At 71.5% G+C, this 15,929-nt stretch carries 14 protein-coding genes; 10 read left to right on the top strand and 4 right to left on the bottom strand.

Annotated elements, in window-relative coordinates:
- Window positions 1-116 precede the first annotated feature (116 nt).
- Together ISU10_RS11965 and ISU10_RS11960 are read left to right on the top strand one after the other, a co-directional pair.
- Complete coding sequence (locus ISU10_RS11965; protein ID WP_370865242.1) at window positions 117-2,828, top strand: DEAD/DEAH box helicase; 2,712 nt, start codon at window positions 117-119, stop codon at window positions 2,826-2,828.
- Between the two features lie 5 nt (window positions 2,829-2,833).
- Entirely contained in the window at window positions 2,834-3,535 is a 702-nt protein-coding gene (locus tag ISU10_RS11960) for an SWIM zinc finger family protein (protein ID WP_194696691.1), read from the top strand.
- Window positions 3,536-3,558: 23 nt separating this feature from the next.
- Here ISU10_RS11960 and ISU10_RS11955 read toward each other — a convergent pair whose 3' ends face one another.
- Together ISU10_RS11955 and ISU10_RS11950 are read right to left on the bottom strand one after the other, a co-directional pair.
- On the bottom strand, window positions 3,559-4,314 hold the full coding sequence (locus ISU10_RS11955; protein ID WP_194696628.1) for a peptidoglycan-binding protein: 756 nt from the start codon (window positions 4,312-4,314) through the stop codon (window positions 3,559-3,561).
- 32 nt (window positions 4,315-4,346) lie between these two features.
- The gene (locus tag ISU10_RS11950) at window positions 4,347-4,904 is read right to left on the bottom strand and encodes an SACE_7040 family transcriptional regulator (RefSeq protein ID WP_370865240.1); all 558 of its coding nucleotides are present in this window, start codon (window positions 4,902-4,904) and stop codon (window positions 4,347-4,349) included.
- Between the two features lie 59 nt (window positions 4,905-4,963).
- Between ISU10_RS11950 and ISU10_RS11945 the strand changes: the two genes are divergently transcribed.
- The 6 genes from ISU10_RS11945 to ISU10_RS11920 all read left to right on the top strand — a co-directional run bounded on the left by ISU10_RS11945 (window position 4,964) and on the right by ISU10_RS11920 (window position 13,029).
- On the top strand, window positions 4,964-6,535 hold the full coding sequence (locus ISU10_RS11945; RefSeq protein ID WP_194696626.1) for a carboxyl transferase domain-containing protein: 1,572 nt from the start codon (window positions 4,964-4,966) through the stop codon (window positions 6,533-6,535).
- A gap of 5 nt (window positions 6,536-6,540) precedes the next feature.
- Window positions 6,541-8,487: an acetyl/propionyl/methylcrotonyl-CoA carboxylase subunit alpha gene (locus ISU10_RS11940; protein WP_370865238.1), complete on the top strand. Its 1,947-nt coding sequence runs from the start codon at window positions 6,541-6,543 to the stop codon at window positions 8,485-8,487.
- Window positions 8,487-9,416 carry a hydroxymethylglutaryl-CoA lyase gene (locus ISU10_RS11935; RefSeq protein WP_194696624.1) on the top strand — a complete coding sequence of 310 codons (930 nt, stop codon included), beginning with the start codon at window positions 8,487-8,489 and terminating at the stop codon, window positions 9,414-9,416. Before ISU10_RS11940 ends, ISU10_RS11935 begins: the two co-directional genes overlap by 1 nt.
- Before the next feature lie 144 nt (window positions 9,417-9,560).
- On the top strand, window positions 9,561-10,640 hold the full coding sequence (locus tag ISU10_RS11930) for a hypothetical protein (RefSeq protein ID WP_194696623.1): 1,080 nt from the start codon (window positions 9,561-9,563) through the stop codon (window positions 10,638-10,640).
- Window positions 10,637-11,809 (top strand): hypothetical protein, encoded by a 1,173-nt coding sequence (locus ISU10_RS11925; RefSeq protein WP_194696622.1) that lies wholly within the window; start codon window positions 10,637-10,639, stop codon window positions 11,807-11,809. The genes ISU10_RS11930 and ISU10_RS11925 overlap by 4 nt, the downstream gene beginning before the upstream one ends.
- A complete protein-coding gene (locus ISU10_RS11920) occupies window positions 11,806-13,029 on the top strand; it encodes a hypothetical protein (protein ID WP_194696621.1) in 1,224 nt (407 codons plus the stop codon). Before ISU10_RS11925 ends, ISU10_RS11920 begins: the two co-directional genes overlap by 4 nt.
- Here the strand turns inward: ISU10_RS11920 and ISU10_RS11915 are convergent.
- The gene (locus ISU10_RS11915) at window positions 12,990-13,670 is read right to left on the bottom strand and encodes an EcsC family protein (RefSeq protein ID WP_194696620.1); all 681 of its coding nucleotides are present in this window, start codon (window positions 13,668-13,670) and stop codon (window positions 12,990-12,992) included. The genes ISU10_RS11920 and ISU10_RS11915 overlap by 40 nt on opposite strands.
- A 114-nt stretch (window positions 13,671-13,784) precedes the next feature.
- Between ISU10_RS11915 and aat the strand changes: the two genes are divergently transcribed.
- Window positions 13,785-14,459 carry a leucyl/phenylalanyl-tRNA--protein transferase gene (gene aat / locus ISU10_RS11910; protein ID WP_194696619.1) on the top strand — a complete coding sequence of 225 codons (675 nt, stop codon included), beginning with the start codon at window positions 13,785-13,787 and terminating at the stop codon, window positions 14,457-14,459.
- Between the two features lie 64 nt (window positions 14,460-14,523).
- Window positions 14,524-15,018: a hypothetical protein gene (locus ISU10_RS11905; protein ID WP_194696618.1), complete on the top strand. Its 495-nt coding sequence runs from the start codon at window positions 14,524-14,526 to the stop codon at window positions 15,016-15,018.
- A gap of 4 nt (window positions 15,019-15,022) precedes the next feature.
- Here the strand turns inward: ISU10_RS11905 and ISU10_RS11900 are convergent, their stop codons facing one another.
- A complete protein-coding gene (locus tag ISU10_RS11900; RefSeq protein WP_194696617.1) occupies window positions 15,023-15,889 on the bottom strand; it encodes an Fpg/Nei family DNA glycosylase in 867 nt (288 codons plus the stop codon).
- Window positions 15,890-15,929 lie beyond the last annotated feature (40 nt).

Below are 15,929 nucleotides of genomic sequence, written 5' to 3'. Positions count from 1 at the left end.
CCGGAGTACGCCGCCAACGCACACCGGAGTGACCCGCCAACCGCAGGGGAGTACGCCGCCACGCACACCGGATGATGCAGACCCGGGTGTCGGGGGTGGCGGTTACCGTCTCGGGAGTGAGCACGTACGTCGCGCCGGTGAGTGGGCCGGCGACGGTGCACGTGGCGGATCCGCCGCGCGAGTCGAGGGTGGAGTTCACGGGGGGTGCCGCGACGGTCTCGCTGCCGGTGCGAGAGGCCCTGCCCGTACTCACCCGAGCGCGACGGCGGGGCACTCCCCACCCGTCGGTGGCGCTGCTGGCCGAGGCGGGCGTGCTGGCGTTGCGGCTGGTCGGTGCGGGGAGGTTCGGACCCGGCGACGGGCGCTGGCTGCCCGAGCCGCTCGAGCCCGACGAGGAGGCCCGCATCCACCGGCTGGCCCACGAGTCGTCGTACGACGGGTGGTCGCCCGAGGAGGCCGAGCAGGCCGTCCGGCACTTGGTGGCGGCCGTGGTCGACGCGCTGCCTCGTGGCACGCCGACACTGCCCACGCGGCCAGCCGAGTTCAAGACGCGACTCGACGCCGGCCTCCTCACCCGCCGCAGCCGGGTGCGACTCCCGGCGCTGGTCACCATCTCGCTGCGCGTCGAGGCCGACGAGGAGGAGCTGGTCGCGGGCTCGGTGCGACTGGTGCTCCAGGTCCACGACGAGCTCGACCCGCTGCACCTGTGCGCGGCCGCGCTGCTGTGGACCGGCAGCACCGACGAGCACGGGTTCGACGAGCGGGCTCGCGTGCACGCGGCGATCGCGCTCCGCGCGGCGGCCCAGGCCTGGCCCGTGCTCGACCGGCTGCTCGAGCTGCGGGTGCCCGACGAGATCACCCTCGACACCGACGATCTGGTCTCGCTCCTCGACGAGGGCGTGGCCGCGTTGCGCAAGGTCGGCGTCGACGTGCTGTGGCCGCGCAGCCTCGGGCGCGACCTGACGGCCCGCGCCACGCTGGAGCACCACGGCGCCGGCGGTGTCATGAGGAGCACCGACAAGAGCGGCGACAACCCGCTGATGACCGGGCTCTTCGGTCCCGACGCGATGTTCGCCTTCAAGTGGCAGCTCGCGCTGCACGGCGAGCCGCTCAGCGACCACGAGATGAGGCAGCTGGCCCAGGCCGCGAGCCCGGTGCTGAAGCTGCGCGGCGCCTGGACCGTCGTCGACCCGGCCGTGGCCCGCAAGGCCAAGAAGCGACTGATCCGCACCATCACCCCGGTGCAAGCAGTGGCCGCGGCGCTGACCGGGGCGATCGAGGTCGGCGACGACGAGGAGGAGGTGGTCGTCGGCGCGAGCCTGCTCGACGTACGCCGCCGCCTGCTCGGCGCCGCCACCAGCGAGCCCGTGCCCACCCCGAAGGCGCTCAACGCCACGCTGCGCGACTACCAACGACACGGCCTGACGTGGCTGGACCACCTGACGTCCTTGGGACTCGGGTGCTGCCTGGCCGACGACATGGGTCTGGGCAAGACGATCACGGTGATCGCCCTCCACCTCCACCGGATCGTCACCGCAGGCGACACCCGGCCCACTCTCGTGGTCTGCCCGGCCTCGCTGCTGGGCAACTGGGAGGCCGAGATCGAGCGGTTCGCACCTGGCACTCCCGTGCACCGCTTTCACGGCGGCGGCCGGTCCCTGGCGGGAGTGGAGGGTGGCTTCGTCCTGACGACCTACGGCACCCTGCGCAGCGACCACGGCTCGACGGCGAACGAGAGCACGAGACTGCGCGAGCTCGATTGGGGGCTGGTCGTCGCCGATGAGGCCCAACACGTCAAGAACGCCACCTCGGCCGCCGCTCGCGCGCTGCGAGCCATCCCCGGCACGGCGCGCGTGGCCCTGACCGGCACCCCCGTCGAGAACAACCTGACCGAGCTGTGGGCGATCCTCGACTGGGCGATCCCGGGGCTGCTCGGCAGCCGCAACGCGTTCCGCAAGGTGTGGGCGGCGCCGATCGAGTCCGGTGCCCACGAGGAGAAGACCCGGCAGTTCGCCGACCTGGTGAGCCCGTTCGTGCTCCGGCGCCGCAAGTCCGACCCCGGCATCGCACCCGAGCTGCCGCCCAAGACCGAGACCGACCACCCGCTCGGGCTGACCCGCGAGCAGACGGTGCTCTACGAGGCGTTCGTGCGCGACACCATGGAGCGCATCGAGCGTGCCGACGAGGACTCCCGACGGGGGCTCGTGCTCGCGCTCCTCACCGGGCTCAAGCAGATCTGCAACCACCCCGCGCAGTTCCTCAAGCAGTCCGGAGCCGTCCGTCTGGGAGGCCGCTCCCACAAGCTGGACCTGCTCGACGAGCTGCTCGCCACGATCCTGGCCGAGGGCGGCGCGGCCTTGGTCTTCACCCAGTACGTCGCGATGGCCCGGCTGCTCGAAGACCACCTGTCCCGCGTCGGCATCACCCACCAGCTCCTGCACGGCGGCGTGCCCCCGCGGGCTCGCGATGCGATGGTGCGGACCTTCCAGGCGGGCGAGGTGCCGGTCTTCCTGCTGTCCCTGAAGGCCGGCGGCACCGGCCTCAACCTGACCCGCGCCGACCACGTCATCCATGTCGACCGCTGGTGGAACCCCGCCGTCGAGGACCAGGCGACCGACCGGGCCTATCGCATCGGCCAGGACAAACCGGTCCAGGTGCACCGGATGATCACGCGCGGCACGATCGAGGAACGCATCGCCGAGCTGCTCGCCCGCAAGCGTTCGCTCGCCGACGCCGTGCTGAGTCGCGGCGAGACCGCCCTGACCGAGCTGGCCGACGACGAGCTGCGCGAGCTGGTCACGCTGCGCAGCCCGAGCGAGGACTGGTGAGCGCGATGCCCGACGTACGACCGCCGGTGCGCGCGACCCATCCTCGCCTGCGGCCCCGGCGCGGAGCCGCTCGGGCGACCACCTGGTGGGGCAAGGCATGGGTGCGGGCCTGCGAGGAGTCGGCGTACGGCGAGGCGGATCTCAAGGCAGCCCGCGCGCTGGCTCGCGCAGGTGCGGTCGGTGCGATCACGGTGACCGAGGGTCGGTTCCTCGCGGCCGTCGAGGACGGCGACGAGCTGTGGTCGACCAGCACCGGCCTGCCCCTGCTCGAGGAGCGCGACCGCTCGGCGTTCGTCGAGGCGGTCGCCGCCGAGGCCGGCCGCCTGCCAGCGCTCCTGGCGGGCGAGCTGCCGCACGCGCTGGTCGAGCACGCCGAGGAGTCGGGCGTCGAGCTGTTGCCGTTCGGTGGCGAGCTGGAGGCGTCGTGCACGTGCGCGGCCTGGATCGACCCGTGCTCCCACGCGCTCGCGGCCGCCTACCAGGTGGGCTGGCTCGCCGACGCCGACCCGTTCGTCCTGCTCGCCTTGCGAGGCCTGCCTCGCGAGGACCTGCTGGCTCGCCTGCACGCCCGCGAGGGCCGACGCGCCCCGTCATCCACGCAGGGCGACGAGCCGGACGAGGTCGCCCTCGCCCTCGACGCCGCCGCCCGCGCCCGCCGCATCCTCGAGCTGTTGAAGCAAGAGGCCGACATCGAGCACTTGTTGTAGGGGTTTCGAGACGCGCCCGCCTCTCAATAGTCCTGGGCCACGCAGGCCCGGTCTCGAAGCATCCGCCAGGTCTGGAGGTCGACCGACCCGGGGGGATCGGTGTCGAGGGCGTTGAGCTCTTGGAGCTCTCTCACGCTCCGGCTGGTGACGCTGTCGTAGTGGCCGTTGATGACGACCGCGGTGTTGACGTCGATGTCGATCAACAGGCGCTGCAGGGCGCGGATGTAGATGCCGTCTCGGGTGGTGGCCCTCATGCCGACGGCGAGCTGGGGGAAGTTGTCCTCGTTGAGCTGCAGCACGCACAGGCATTCGACGTGGTTGCGGGCTCCCGGCCGCAACGTGCTGACCGCGGCCGTCGGGTGGTCCACGCTCATCCGTAGGGCGCAGGGTTCGCTGGGGTCGTCGAAGGGGCCGAGGTAGGCGACGTACGTCGGCGGGAACTTGTCCTCTGCTCCGTAGACCGTGTCGCAGGAGTTGGCGGTCTCGAGGTACTTGACGCCGCCGTCCGGGTTGGCGGACTTGGCGTTGTCGAGGAAGCCGCGGGTCTCGCCGAAGCCGACGACCAGGATGGTCTTGTTGGCGTTGCAGTCGAGGTTGACGAGTGGGACGCCCGCGCCCAGAGGATCGCCGGGAGCGCTGGTCGTGGACCCGCTGGACGGGTCCTTCCTGGCATCGGCGCCCCCTGGCGCGCCGGTGGTGAGGCCCACGACGACGCCCGCGGTCACTCCCACGAGCGCCGACACGAGGAGCGCGATCGTCCCCCGGGCGTCCCAGCGCATGCTGGTGAGAGTAGTTGGCGGACCGGTGTGGTTCAGACGTCCAGCGAGCGCAGTGCCATCTCACGCAGCAGCGGGCGCATGGCGTCGTCGGGCAGCAGCCTGCTGTGGGGGGTGGAGTTGATCAGCCCGAAGGTCGCGTGGGCGATCGACCGTGCCTGGTCGAGGGTGAGCCCGCGTCGAAGGCGACGCAGCTGCGCGGCCCAGAGATCGACGTACTCGCGCTGGAGACTGCGGACGCGTTCGCGGGCCGGCGCGGGCAGCGAGCGCCAGTCGCGGTCTTGGACCACGATCAGTGACGGCTGGGCCAGCGCGAAGTCCACGTGCCAGTCGACCAGGGCCCTCAGCGCGTCTGCGGCGTTGCCCGCTCGGTCCACGCGCTGCTGTCCTTCGGCGAGCAGGCGCTCGCTGATGGCGATGAGCATCTCGGCCAAGACGGCGTCCTTGGAGTCGAAGTGCTTGTAGAGCGCCGGCCCGCTGATGCCCACCGCCTTGCCCAGGTCGCCCACGGAGACCCCGTGGAAGCCGCGCTCGGCGAACAGCCGGGCGGCCACCTCGAGGATCTGCTCGCGACGGTCGGCGGGGCGGTCCACCCGCACAGGTTAGCGAGCATTAACTGGCGAGGCTGGTTAATGAGCGTTAACCTAGCCGGGTGCCTGGAACCACGGGACTCCACGAGCTGGTCGCCGAGCTCCGCGAGCGCCTCGCCGTCGTGCGACAGGGCGGCTCGGAGTCCGCTCGCAGCAAGCACCTCGACCGCGGCAAGCTGCTGGTCCGCGACCGCGTCGACCGCCTGCTCGACCCCGGCAGCCCGTTCCTCGAGCTCAGTCCGCTGGCGGCGTTCGGGATGTACGGCGCGTCTGCTGAGGACCTGTACGCCGTCCCCGCCGCCAGCATCGTCACCGGCATCGGCCGCATCGAGGGCCGCGAGTGCGTCGTGGTCGCCAACGACGCGACGGTCAAGGGCGGCACCTACTACCCGATGACGGTGAAGAAGCACCTCCGCGCGCAGCAGGTCGCCGCGGACAACCTGCTGCCGTGCGTCTACCTCGTCGACTCCGGCGGCGCGTTCTTGCCGATGCAGGACGAGGTGTTCCCCGACAAGGAGCACTTCGGCCGGATCTTCTTCAACCAGGCCAACCTGTCGGCTCGCGGGATCCCCCAGATCGCCTCGGTCATGGGGTCCTGCACCGCCGGCGGTGCCTACGTCCCAGCGATGTCCGACGAGTCGGTCATCGTCAAGGACCAGGGCACGATCTTCCTCGGCGGGCCGCCCCTGGTGAAGGCCGCCACCGGCGAGGTCGTCACGGCCGAGGAGCTCGGCGGCGGCGACGTACACGCCCGGAGGTCCGGCGTCGTCGACCACCTCGCCGAGGACGACGCCCACGCGCTGGCGATCGTGCGGTCCATCGTCGGCACATTGCCCCGGCACGCTGGTTTCGAGACAGGACTTCGTCCTTCCTCAACCAGCACCGAGGTCGAGGAGCCGCACGAGGACCCCGGAACCCTGGCCGACGTCGTACCGACCGACACCCGCACGCCCTACGACGTGCGCGAGGTGATCCGGCGGATCGTGGACGGCAGCAGGTTCCACGAGTTCAAGCAGCTGTACGGCGAGACGCTGGTGACCGGGTTCGCACACATCTGGGGGCACCAGGTCGGGATCGTGGCCAACAACGGGATCCTGTTCAGCGAGTCCTCGCTGAAGGGCGCGCACTTCATCGAGCTGTGCAACCAGCGCGGCATCCCGATCGTGTTCTTGCAGAACATCACCGGCTTCATGGTCGGCCGCGAGTACGAGAACCGCGGCATCGCCCGCGACGGAGCCAAGCTGGTCACCGCCGTCGCCTGCTCGGTCGTGCCGAAGTTCACGGTCGTCATCGGGGGATCGTTCGGTGCCGGCAACTACGGCATGTGCGGCCGCGCCTACGACCCGCGTTTCCTGTGGATGTGGCCCAACGCCCGGATCTCGGTGATGGGTGGCGAGCAGGCGGCGTCCGTGCTGGCCGAGGTGCGGGGCCCCGACAAGGACGACACCGAGGAGTTCAAGGCGGGCATCCGCGACCAGTACGAGAGCCAAGGCTCGCCGTACTACTCCACCGCCCGCCTGTGGGACGACGGCATCATCGACCCGGCCGACACGCGCCGCGTGCTCGGCATGGGGCTCGCCGTCGCCGCGCACGCCCCGATCCCCGCGCCGTCCTTCGGCGTCTTCCGGATGTGAGCGAGGTGGCCCGACCGATCACTACCGTCCTCGTCGCCAACCGCGGCGAGATCGCGCTGCGCGTCATCCGCGCCTGCCGCGAGACCGGCCGCCGCAGCGTGGCGATCTACACGGCTACCGACCGCGACGCTCCGCACGCGCGCGCGGCCGACGACGCGATCGAGGTCGGCAGCTACCTCGACATCGAGGCGGTGGTCGCAGCCGCACAGCAGGCACGAGCCGATGCCGTGCACCCCGGCTACGGCTTCCTCTCGGAGCGGGCGGCCTTCGCCGCGGCGCTGGAGCAGGCCGAGATCCGGCTCGTCGGGCCGTCCGCCCGGGTGATGGACAAGATGGGCCGCAAGGACGCCGCACGCGACATCGCCGTACGCGCCGGCGTGCCGGTGGTGCCGTCATTCGAGCTCGCGGGTTTCGAGACAGGCGCTAGCGCGCCTTCCTCAACCAGCGAGGTGGCGTTTCCCGTGCTCGTCAAGGCCGCAGCCGGCGGTGGCGGCAAGGGCATGCGCATCGTGCGCCGGGCCGAGGACTTCGACGAGGCGGTCGCGGCCGCGAAGCGCGAGGCGCTGTCGGCCTTCGGCGACGACACGATCCTCGTGGAGAAGTACGTCGAGCACGGCCGCCACATCGAGGTGCAGGTGCTCGCCGACCACCACGGCAACGTCGTGCACCTCCACGAGCGCGACTGCTCGACGCAGCGTCGCCACCAGAAGGTGCTGGAGGAGGCCCCGGCACCCACGATCAGCGACGGCGTACGACGTCTGGTCACCGACAGTGCGGTCGCCTTGGCCCGCGAGGTCGGCTACACCAACGCCGGCACGGTGGAGTTCCTCCTGGACGTCGACACCGACGAGGCCTACTTCCTGGAGATGAACACCCGGCTCCAGGTCGAGCACCCCGTCACCGAGGCGATCACCGGCCTCGACCTCGTGCACCTCCAGCTCGACATCGCGGCCGGCAAGCCGCTGCCGTTCAAGCAGGACGACATCGCGGTCACCGGGCACGCGATCGAGGCGCGCGTCTATGCGGAGGACTCCTTCGGTGGCTTCTTGCCGCAGGCCGGACGCACCTCGCTCGTGCGGTGGCCCGAGGGCGCGGGCATCCGGGTCGACCAGGCGTTGGAGAGCGGCCAGGTCGTGAGCACGTCCTACGACCCGATGCTCGGCAAGGTCATCGCGCACGGTCCCGACCGCGAGGCCGCGCGACGGGCCCTCCTCGGAGCGCTCGACCGCACGGGCATCCTCGGGTTGACCACCAACACCGGGTTCCTCCGAGCGCTGGTCGCGAGCGATGAGTTCCGGCAGGCGAGGATCGACACGGCCTGGCTCGACACCGCCGAGGTGGCGGCCCCGGACGCGGACGTCCCACGGGTGTTCGTCGCCTGGGTGCAGGCCATGCTCGCCGCGACCACTGACAGCGGTCACCCTTTCCAGGCCGACGGCTGGCGCCTGGGCGGGCCGGCGGCGGACACGCGGGTCGAGCTCGACAGGCCGGTCCTCGTCGGTCGCGACAGCGTGGGCGAGCACCGGGTGCGGATGCTCAGTGCGGCCAACCACATGGCCGTGCTGGAGATCGACGGCCGTCGCGAGCAGGCGGTCGTCAACGTGCAGCCGCACATCGCGGAGGTCTGCTGGCGCGGACAGCGGTTCGTCTTCGACCGCCCCGACGTGTTCGCCGACCACGGACTCCTCGCCGGTGACGGTGCGGTGGTGGCGCCGATGCCGGGAACGGTCCTGGAGGTCCGGGTCGCCGTCGGCCAGAGCGTCGCGGAGGGCGACGTGCTCGGTGTGGTCGAGGCCATGAAGATGGAGCTGGCGCTGAAGGCGCCCTTCGCCGGCACGGTGTCAGCTGTCGACGCCGTGGCCGGTGAGCAGGTGTCGCTGGGCGACCAGCTGTTCATGGTCTCGACAAGCTCGACCAGTTCGACCACCTCGACCACGGAAGGAGAGGCGTGATGGACCGGCCAACCGTCGTCACCGTCGAGGGGCTCCCGGAGCGGGTCACGATCTACGAGGTCGGGGCGCGCGACGGCCTGCAGAACGAGGCCGCCCTCGTGCCGACCGAGGTCAAGGCGGAGCTGGTCACCCGCCTGCTCGACGCGGGCCTTCCTGTCGTCGAGGCGACGTCCTTCGTGCACCCGAAGTGGGTCCCGCAGCTGGCCGACGCGGCCGAGCTGATGACCCTGCTGGGCGAGCGGGGACGCGACCTTCCCGTGCTGGTGCCCAACGAGCGCGGCCTGGACCGCGCGTTGGAGCTGGGCTGTCGCCACATCGCGATCTTCGGCAGCGCGACCGAGACGTTCGCCGCCAAGAACCTCAACAGCACGCTCGACGGGCAGTTCGCGATGTTCGAGCCGACCGTACGCCGGGCGCGCGACGCCGGTGTCGACGTACGGGCCTATGTCTCGATGTGCTTCGGCGACCCGTGGGAGGGCGCCGTACCCGTCTCGCAGGTGGTCGAGGTAGGCAGGCGCCTGTTCGACCTGGGCGCCTCACAGCTGAGCATCGGGGACACCATCGGTGTCGGCACCGCGGGCCACGTCTCGGCCCTGGTCTCGGCCTTCGTCGACGCGGGGCTGGGGATCGAGGCCCTCGCGATGCACTTCCACGACACCTACGGGCAGGCACTGGCCAACACCCTGGCTGCGCTGCAGGCCGGGGTGACCACCTTCGACGCGAGCGCGGGCGGCCTGGGCGGCTGTCCCTACGCCAAGTCCGCCACCGGCAACCTCGCCACCGAGGACCTCGTCTGGTTCCTCACCGGCCTCGGCATCGAGCACGGCGTCGACCTCGACGCGCTCGTCGCCACCAGCAGCTGGCTCGCCGGTCACCTCGGCCGCCCGAGCCCGAGTGCCGTCGTACGCGCGCTGGCCACGGCTGGTTGAGGAAGGCGCGCACGCGCTGGTTGAGGAAGGCGCGCAGCGCCTGTCTCGAAACCACGTCGCGGCCATCTGCGACCGGGTTTCGAGACGGTCGCTGCGCGACCTCCTCAACCAGCGGGGCGGAGACGGGCCTGCCACAATCGGGGCATGAGCCGGGTCGTCCACCTGCACATCGGTGCGCCGAAGACGGGGACGACGTACTTGCAGCACCGGCTCGCCCGCAACACCCGCACGCTGGCCAAGCACGAGGTCTACGTGCCGACGCGCAGTCCGCTGGTCTCGCCGGAGCTGTTCCAGTTCCGGGCGGCGCTCGACCTCCTGGGCCAGGACTGGGGCGGCCCGCCCGGGCACGCCGACGGCGCGTGGCGGCAGCTGGTGCGCCGCATCCGCAGCAAGTCCGGTACCAGCATCGTCAGCCACGAGATCCTTGCGCCCGCGCCACCCGACGTGATCGCCAAGGCGATGCGCGACCTCGAGGGCTGCGAGGTGCACGTCGTCTACTCCGCGCGCGACCTCGGGCGAGCGCTGCCGGCAGCGTGGCAGGAGAGCATCAAGCAGGGCCGCCGCTGGGCCTACCGCCGCTTCCTCAACCGGGTCGAGTTCGGCCGCCCGTGGTTCTTCCGCGCCTTCGACCTGCCGTCGGTGCTGACCAGCTGGAGTGCCGGTGTACCCCCCGAGCGGATCCACCTGGTCACCGTGCCGCAGCGCGGTGCCGACCCGAGCGAGCTGTTCCGGCGGTTCTGCACGGCGTTCGGGATCGACCCGGAGTGGGCGCCCCTCGACAGCGACCGCCTCAACACCTCATTGGGCGTGGCCGAGACCCAGGTGATCCGTCAGCTCAACCGGCGCATGGACAGGTCGACGCGGCGCGAGGCCGAGTACGACGACCTGATCCGTGAGCTGCTCGCCCAGGACCGCCTCGTGCACCGCGACTCCCCGCCCGTGCTGCTGCCGCCCACGCGCCTGCCGTGGGCCAGCGAGCAGGCCGACCGGTGGATCGAGTGGGTCAAGGGCAACGGCATCCACGTCGTCGGCGACCTCGAGGACCTGCGGCCGTTGCCGATCGCGGACGACGAGGCGTACGTCAACCCTGACAAGGTGCCGCCGCGGGTCGTGCTGGGCGCAGCCGTCGACGCGCTGTCGGCGATGACCCGCGAGGCGGCGGCCAGGACCGACCCGCGCCGCAGCCTGGGTGCGAGGTTTCGCAAGCTGCGCGAGCGCACGTGAGCGACGAACGCCGGGCATGGGGCTGGATCGCTCACCTGCTCGACGGCGGTACGACGCCGTGGCAGGACTGGCGCGAGGCCGGCGAGCCGCAGACCGGCCAGACCGGCCAGCCCGGCCAGCTCGGCCAGCTCGACCAGGTCGGCCGCTATCTGCCCGGCGCCCAGCAGCTGGAGCTGCTGCGGCGTATCAACCTGGTCGGGCGACCGAGCGCGGAGCTGGCCAGGCAGGTGCTCGACGCCAGTGCGGCGGGGCGTGGCCGTCCTGACCTCGAGCTGAGCGGGGTCGGCCGCAGGTCGAGCTTCGGCCCCGACCCCGTTGACCCCGGTGACCTGCCCGCGGGGGAGCTGGTCCGGGTCGCGGCGAGCATCCTGGCCGACCAGCTGGTCGACAGCGGTGCCCCGGCCGAGGTGCCACCGGGCAAGCCCGCTTGGTGGCGCCGCGGCTACCGCCTGGTCGGCGACCCGGAGATCGCCGATGACCTGCGCGCCCAGCTCATCGCCCGCGGGCGAGCGCCGGGGGGGCGGCGAGCAGTGGTCTACGTGTGCGGGTCCGACCTGGGCACCATGCTCGGCCACGCGTGGACGCAACGCGCCTTCGGCGAGGGCGTCAACGCGTGGCGCGAGTGGCTGCGCGCCCTGCGCGAGCGCCGCGAGCTTCCGCCTCGCGCGGACCTGCTGGCCGCCTGCCGCGTGTGGGCCGACCGCGTCGGCAAGGACCGCGTGCAGGTCGTGCTCGAGCCGGGGACCGTGGCATCGCTGGTGGGGGAGCGCCGGCCGCTGACCGTGCCGGGCACCGTGCCCGGCGAGGGCGGGGAGCTGGCGCGTCGCGTGGGCTCCGTGCTCGGTCTGCTGGTGCGACCCGAGGAGCGGGCGAGCCTGCTCTCCTCCCGCCTGCGGCCGCGGGTCGATGCGAGCCTGGCTGGGCTGCGCGGCGGCCGGCCACTCGTCGTACCACCGGCCCACCGCGACTGGGTCGAGCGCGAGGCCGAGCGGTTGCGACACGGCATCGAGCGCGCTGGCTACGCTGTCCACGGTGACCTGGACCGGCTCCTGCCGACGTGGCCGGCCGACATCGACCCGGCCCATGTCGGCCCGTCGCCGGATGCCACCCTCGACCTGGCGGTGCAGGTGCTGCTGACCGAGGGTCAGCCCGACAGGAGGACGGCATGACGCAGAAGGTCATCCTTCACGTCGGCACCCCCAAGACCGGCACGTCGTACCTCCAAGACGTGCTGCACCGCAACCGGGCCACCCTCGCCGGGCACGGCATCCTCTATCCGGCCGATCGCTTCGACGCGCACTTCCTGGCCGCGCTCGACCTGATGCGGCTGCCGTGGGGCGGCCTCGAGCGTGAGGCCGTCGGCGCCTGGGACGACCTCGCTCGGCGGGTGCGCGGCTGGCACGGCCACACCGCGATCATCAGCCACGAGATCCTCGCCGCCGCCTCGCGCGCGCAGGTGGGACGCGCGCTGTCCTCGCTGGGGATGGCGCGGGGCAGTGACGTCGAGGTGCACCTGGTGCTCTCGGTGCGCGACCTGGTCCGCCAGATCCCCGCCGAGTGGCAGGAGAACGTCAAGCACCGCAGCGCGATGAGCTACCAGCGGTTCCTCGCGCGGATCACCGACCCGAGCCGCAACAGCCGGATCGCGTCGTGGTTCTGGAGCGTGCAGGAGATCCCCGAGATCCTCGACCGGTGGGGCGCGGACCTGCCGCCCGAGCGGATCCACCTGGTCACCGTGCCCTCGCCGGGGGGCGCTCCCGATCTGCTCTGGAAGCGGTTCGCCAAGGCGTTCGGGCTCGAGGGCATCGACCTCGAGCTCGGCGTCGAGCGTGTCAACCCCTCGCTCGGCGTACCCGAGACGGCACTGATCCGCCGGATCAACCGCTCGGCCAACCGGGTCGTCGAACCTGCCGACTACCGGCCGCTCGTCCGCGAGCTGCTGGCCCACCAGACCCTGTCGCGCCGGGTGACCTCGCCGCGACTGTCGCTGCCGCCCGAGCACGTGCCATGGGTGCGGGAGCGGGAGGCGGCGTTCGTCGCCGAGATCGAGAGCCGCGGGTACGACGTGGTGGGTGACATCCACGACCTGCGCGGCAACCCGGGCCTGCATCCGTACGTCGACCCCGACCGCCCGCGCGAGCGCGACGTCGCCGGCGCCGCGGTCGATGCCATCAAGGCACTGCTGCTGGAGACCTCACGCATGCGTGCGGAGGAGTCCAGGTTGCGTGAGGAGCTCGAGGAGACCCGTGAGGCGTTGCGGCGGTCCTACCTGCGGCCGTCGTACCGCTTGCGCGAGAAGGCCGTGCTCGCGATCAGCAAGAGCCGTGGTGGTCGCGGTCTGCTCGGTGTCTACCGTCTGGCGCGAGGCAGGAGCTCTCGGTCGGCGTAGCGGCCGACCTTCCACGTCGCGAACCCGTCGGCGCCCATGCCGACGACCCCGCCCACCAGGGGGATCCGACGGCCGACCGTGGTCGCGAGTCGCTTGCCGGCGATCTTGGTGATCAGGTTGGTGGCCACCGCTGCGGAGATCACCTGGTCGATGCCCGCGTCGTGGGCCGGTGCGGTCGCCAGCGCCATCGGCGGTGCGGGAACCTCCTTGGCCTTGACCAGGTCGCCGACGATCTCCTCGCCGAGCAGGGTCACCAAGATGGCGTTGCGCACGCGCGGGTCGTCGAGGTCGTAGCCGCGCAGGTGCGCGATGCCGGCGATCATCCGGCACTGGATCAGGGCGAGCCCGGTGATGTTGGCCGGGATGGTGACCGCTGCCGTCACGAGACCGCCGAGGTTGGTGACGAAGCCCTGCGCGCCTGCGAGACGTACGTGGTTCTCGATCACCTCGTGGATCGCCCGCTCGATGTCGCCACGCTGCTCGCGCAGCTGCTTCTCGGCGGCGTGCGCCGCCGGCGGCAACGGCCCGATGCCGTGGATGGCCCGCGCCAACGCCTCGCGGACGAACGCCGTGGTCAGCCCCGGCGCCAACCCCGCGATCCGCGGCGCCAGCTGCTTGCCCACCGCCTCCTTCACACCCATGGTCCCCAGGGTACGGGCGGGCTGGGGGGATAGTCCGGTACGAACCGAACCCTGATGAGGCCGGTCCAGGGTTCGGTTCGTACCGGACTATCCCGACGCCCTACCGTTGTCCACATGCGAGTGGAACCGCCGCGGAGTGAGTGGCGGTTTCCGGGGCCGGCGAGGTTCGACCCGGACGACGACCTGGTGGCGGCGGGGGCGGACCTGGCGCCTGGGACGCTGCTGGAGGCGTACCGGCGCGGGATCTTCCCCATGCCGTCGGGGCGCCGTGGGGATCCGCTGCTGTGGTTCTCGCCCGTACGTCGCGGAGTGCTGCCGCTCGACGGCCTGAAGGTCTCCCGCTCGCTGCAGCGCTCGATGCGCCGGTTCGAGATCCGCGTCGACACAGCCGTGCACGAGGTCATCGATGCCTGCGCGGACCCCCGGCGGCCCGCGGGCTGGATCGACCCCGACATCCGCTCGGCGTACGTCGAGCTGTCCCGCCTCGGCTGGGTGCACTCGGTCGAGACCTGGCGAGACGAGGTGCTGGTGGGCGGACTGTACGGCGTGTCGATCGGCGGCCTGTTCGCCGGCGAGTCGATGTTCCACCGCGAGACCGACGCGTCGAAGGTGGCACTGGTCGCGCTGGTCGAGATGTTGCGCGACGACCCAGCAGAGCCTCGACTCCTCGACGTCCAGTGGCAGACCCCGCACCTGGCCTCCCTCGGTGTGGTGCAGCTGAGCCGTCGCGACTACCTCTCGCGCCTGCCGCACGTGATCGCTGCCGCCGTACCCCGGGCCTTCGCTTGAGACCTTGGAGGCGTCGGGCAAGGTTGTCGCGGTGTCCCGCCACCGATGACCGAGGAGCTCGACGATGCGTCTGACCACCAAGCCCGCCGCACTGGTGGCCGTTGTGCTGCTCGTCCTCACGGTGCTCACCGGCTGTGGCGGCGACTCCAGCCGCGACTCCAGTGCCGCCGACGGTGCCGGTCAATCCGGGCAGGGCCCGGGTGACGGGCCGCCCACCAACGGGTCGGTCGAGGACTTCTGCGCCACCTTCGTCGACATGATCCAGCAGGCCTCTCAGTCGGGCGGCGCCATCAGCGACGCGGAGGCCATCAGGCTCGCCAAGCAGACGGCCGCCAAGCTCGCCGAGATCGGCACTCCCGAGGACATCCCGGCTGACGCGCGCCAAGCCTTCGAGCTGGCCATCGAGAGGATCCAGTCCATCCCCGACGACGCCACGCGGCAGCAGATGAACGAGATCGCCGACGACTTCACCGCCGAGCAGCAGAAGAACCTCGACTCCCTGACCACCTACGTCACCAACAAGTGCATCTCGCTGCCGTCGGGCCTGCCGTCGAGCTGATCGCCTACTTGAGGAGGCGCGACATCCGCCGGTCGGCGAGCGGCTTGCCGCCGGTCTGGCAGGTGGGGCAGTACTGCAGCGAGGAGTCGGCGAACGACACCTCGCGCACGATGTCGCCACAGACTGGGCACTTCTCGCCGGTGCGCCCGTGCACGGCGAGGCCGGACTTCTTCTCGCCCTTGAGCTCGCTGGCGGCAAGGCCACGCGAGCGGTCCACGGCGTCGCCGATGACGGTGCGGATCGCGTCGTAGAGGGTCTGCAGCTCCTGGTCGGTCAGGCTGTTGGAGGGCTTGAACGGCGACATCCTCGCCGCGTGGAGCAGCTCGTCTGAGTAGGCGTTGCCGATGCCGGCGATGGTGCCCTGGTGGCGCAGTACGCCCTTGATCTGCGAACGCCCTGCCTGCTTCAGGATCCCGTCGAGGACCTCGATCGTGAACGAGTCATCGAGAGGGTCGGGTCCCAAGGAGGCGATGCCGGGTACGTCGAGTGGTTGCCGCACGACGTACGTCGCCAGCCGCTTCTTGGTGCCCATCTCGGTGACGTCGAAGCCGGACTCGTCGTCGAGGATGACCCGCACGGCGAGCCCGGACTTCTGGTTGGGCCGGGGCGGGATCGGGGGCAGCTCCGCACGCCAGCGCACCCAGCCGCCGCGGGCCAGGTGGAGGATCAGGTGGAGGCCGGACGCCGAGATGTCGAGGAACTTGCCGTGACGCGTCACGTCGTCGACGAGGGTGCCCTCGAGGGCGTGGACAGGCGGGTCGAAGGTCTTGAGCGCGTTGATGGCCACGACGTGGACCTTGGCGATGGCACGGTCGGTCAGCCGGCCCTTGAGGTCGAGGGCCAGCGCCTCCACCTCGGGGAGCTCCGGCACGGAGGCGAGTCTAGGCCGCTGCGCCGACCTCTTCCGCCTG

This window comes from Nocardioides agariphilus, from assembly GCF_015352445.1.
Classification (GTDB): Bacteria; Actinomycetota; Actinomycetes; order Propionibacteriales; family Nocardioidaceae; genus Nocardioides; species Nocardioides agariphilus.
The sequence above is the reverse complement of the archived record's forward strand: the minus strand, read 5'-3'. Positions and strand labels throughout refer to the sequence as shown.

Bases quoted from the DNA above. Each gene is read 5' to 3' on its own strand.
- ISU10_RS11920 (WP_194696621.1), top strand. From the start codon at position 11,806: ATGACGCAGAAGGTCATCCTTCACGTCGGCACCCCCAAGACCGGCACG.
- ISU10_RS11955 (WP_194696628.1), bottom strand. From the start codon at position 4,314: ATGCGCTGGGACGCCCGGGGGACGATCGCGCTCCTCGTGTCGGCGCTC.
- ISU10_RS11930 (WP_194696623.1), top strand. From the start codon at position 9,561: ATGAGCCGGGTCGTCCACCTGCACATCGGTGCGCCGAAGACGGGGACG.
- ISU10_RS11935 (WP_194696624.1), top strand. From the start codon at position 8,487: ATGGACCGGCCAACCGTCGTCACCGTCGAGGGGCTCCCGGAGCGGGTC.
- ISU10_RS11905 (WP_194696618.1), top strand. From the start codon at position 14,524: ATGCGTCTGACCACCAAGCCCGCCGCACTGGTGGCCGTTGTGCTGCTC.
- aat (WP_194696619.1), top strand. From the start codon at position 13,785: ATGCGAGTGGAACCGCCGCGGAGTGAGTGGCGGTTTCCGGGGCCGGCG.
- ISU10_RS11960 (WP_194696691.1), top strand. From the start codon at position 2,834: ATGCCCGACGTACGACCGCCGGTGCGCGCGACCCATCCTCGCCTGCGG.
- ISU10_RS11915 (WP_194696620.1), bottom strand. From the start codon at position 13,670: ATGGGTGTGAAGGAGGCGGTGGGCAAGCAGCTGGCGCCGCGGATCGCG.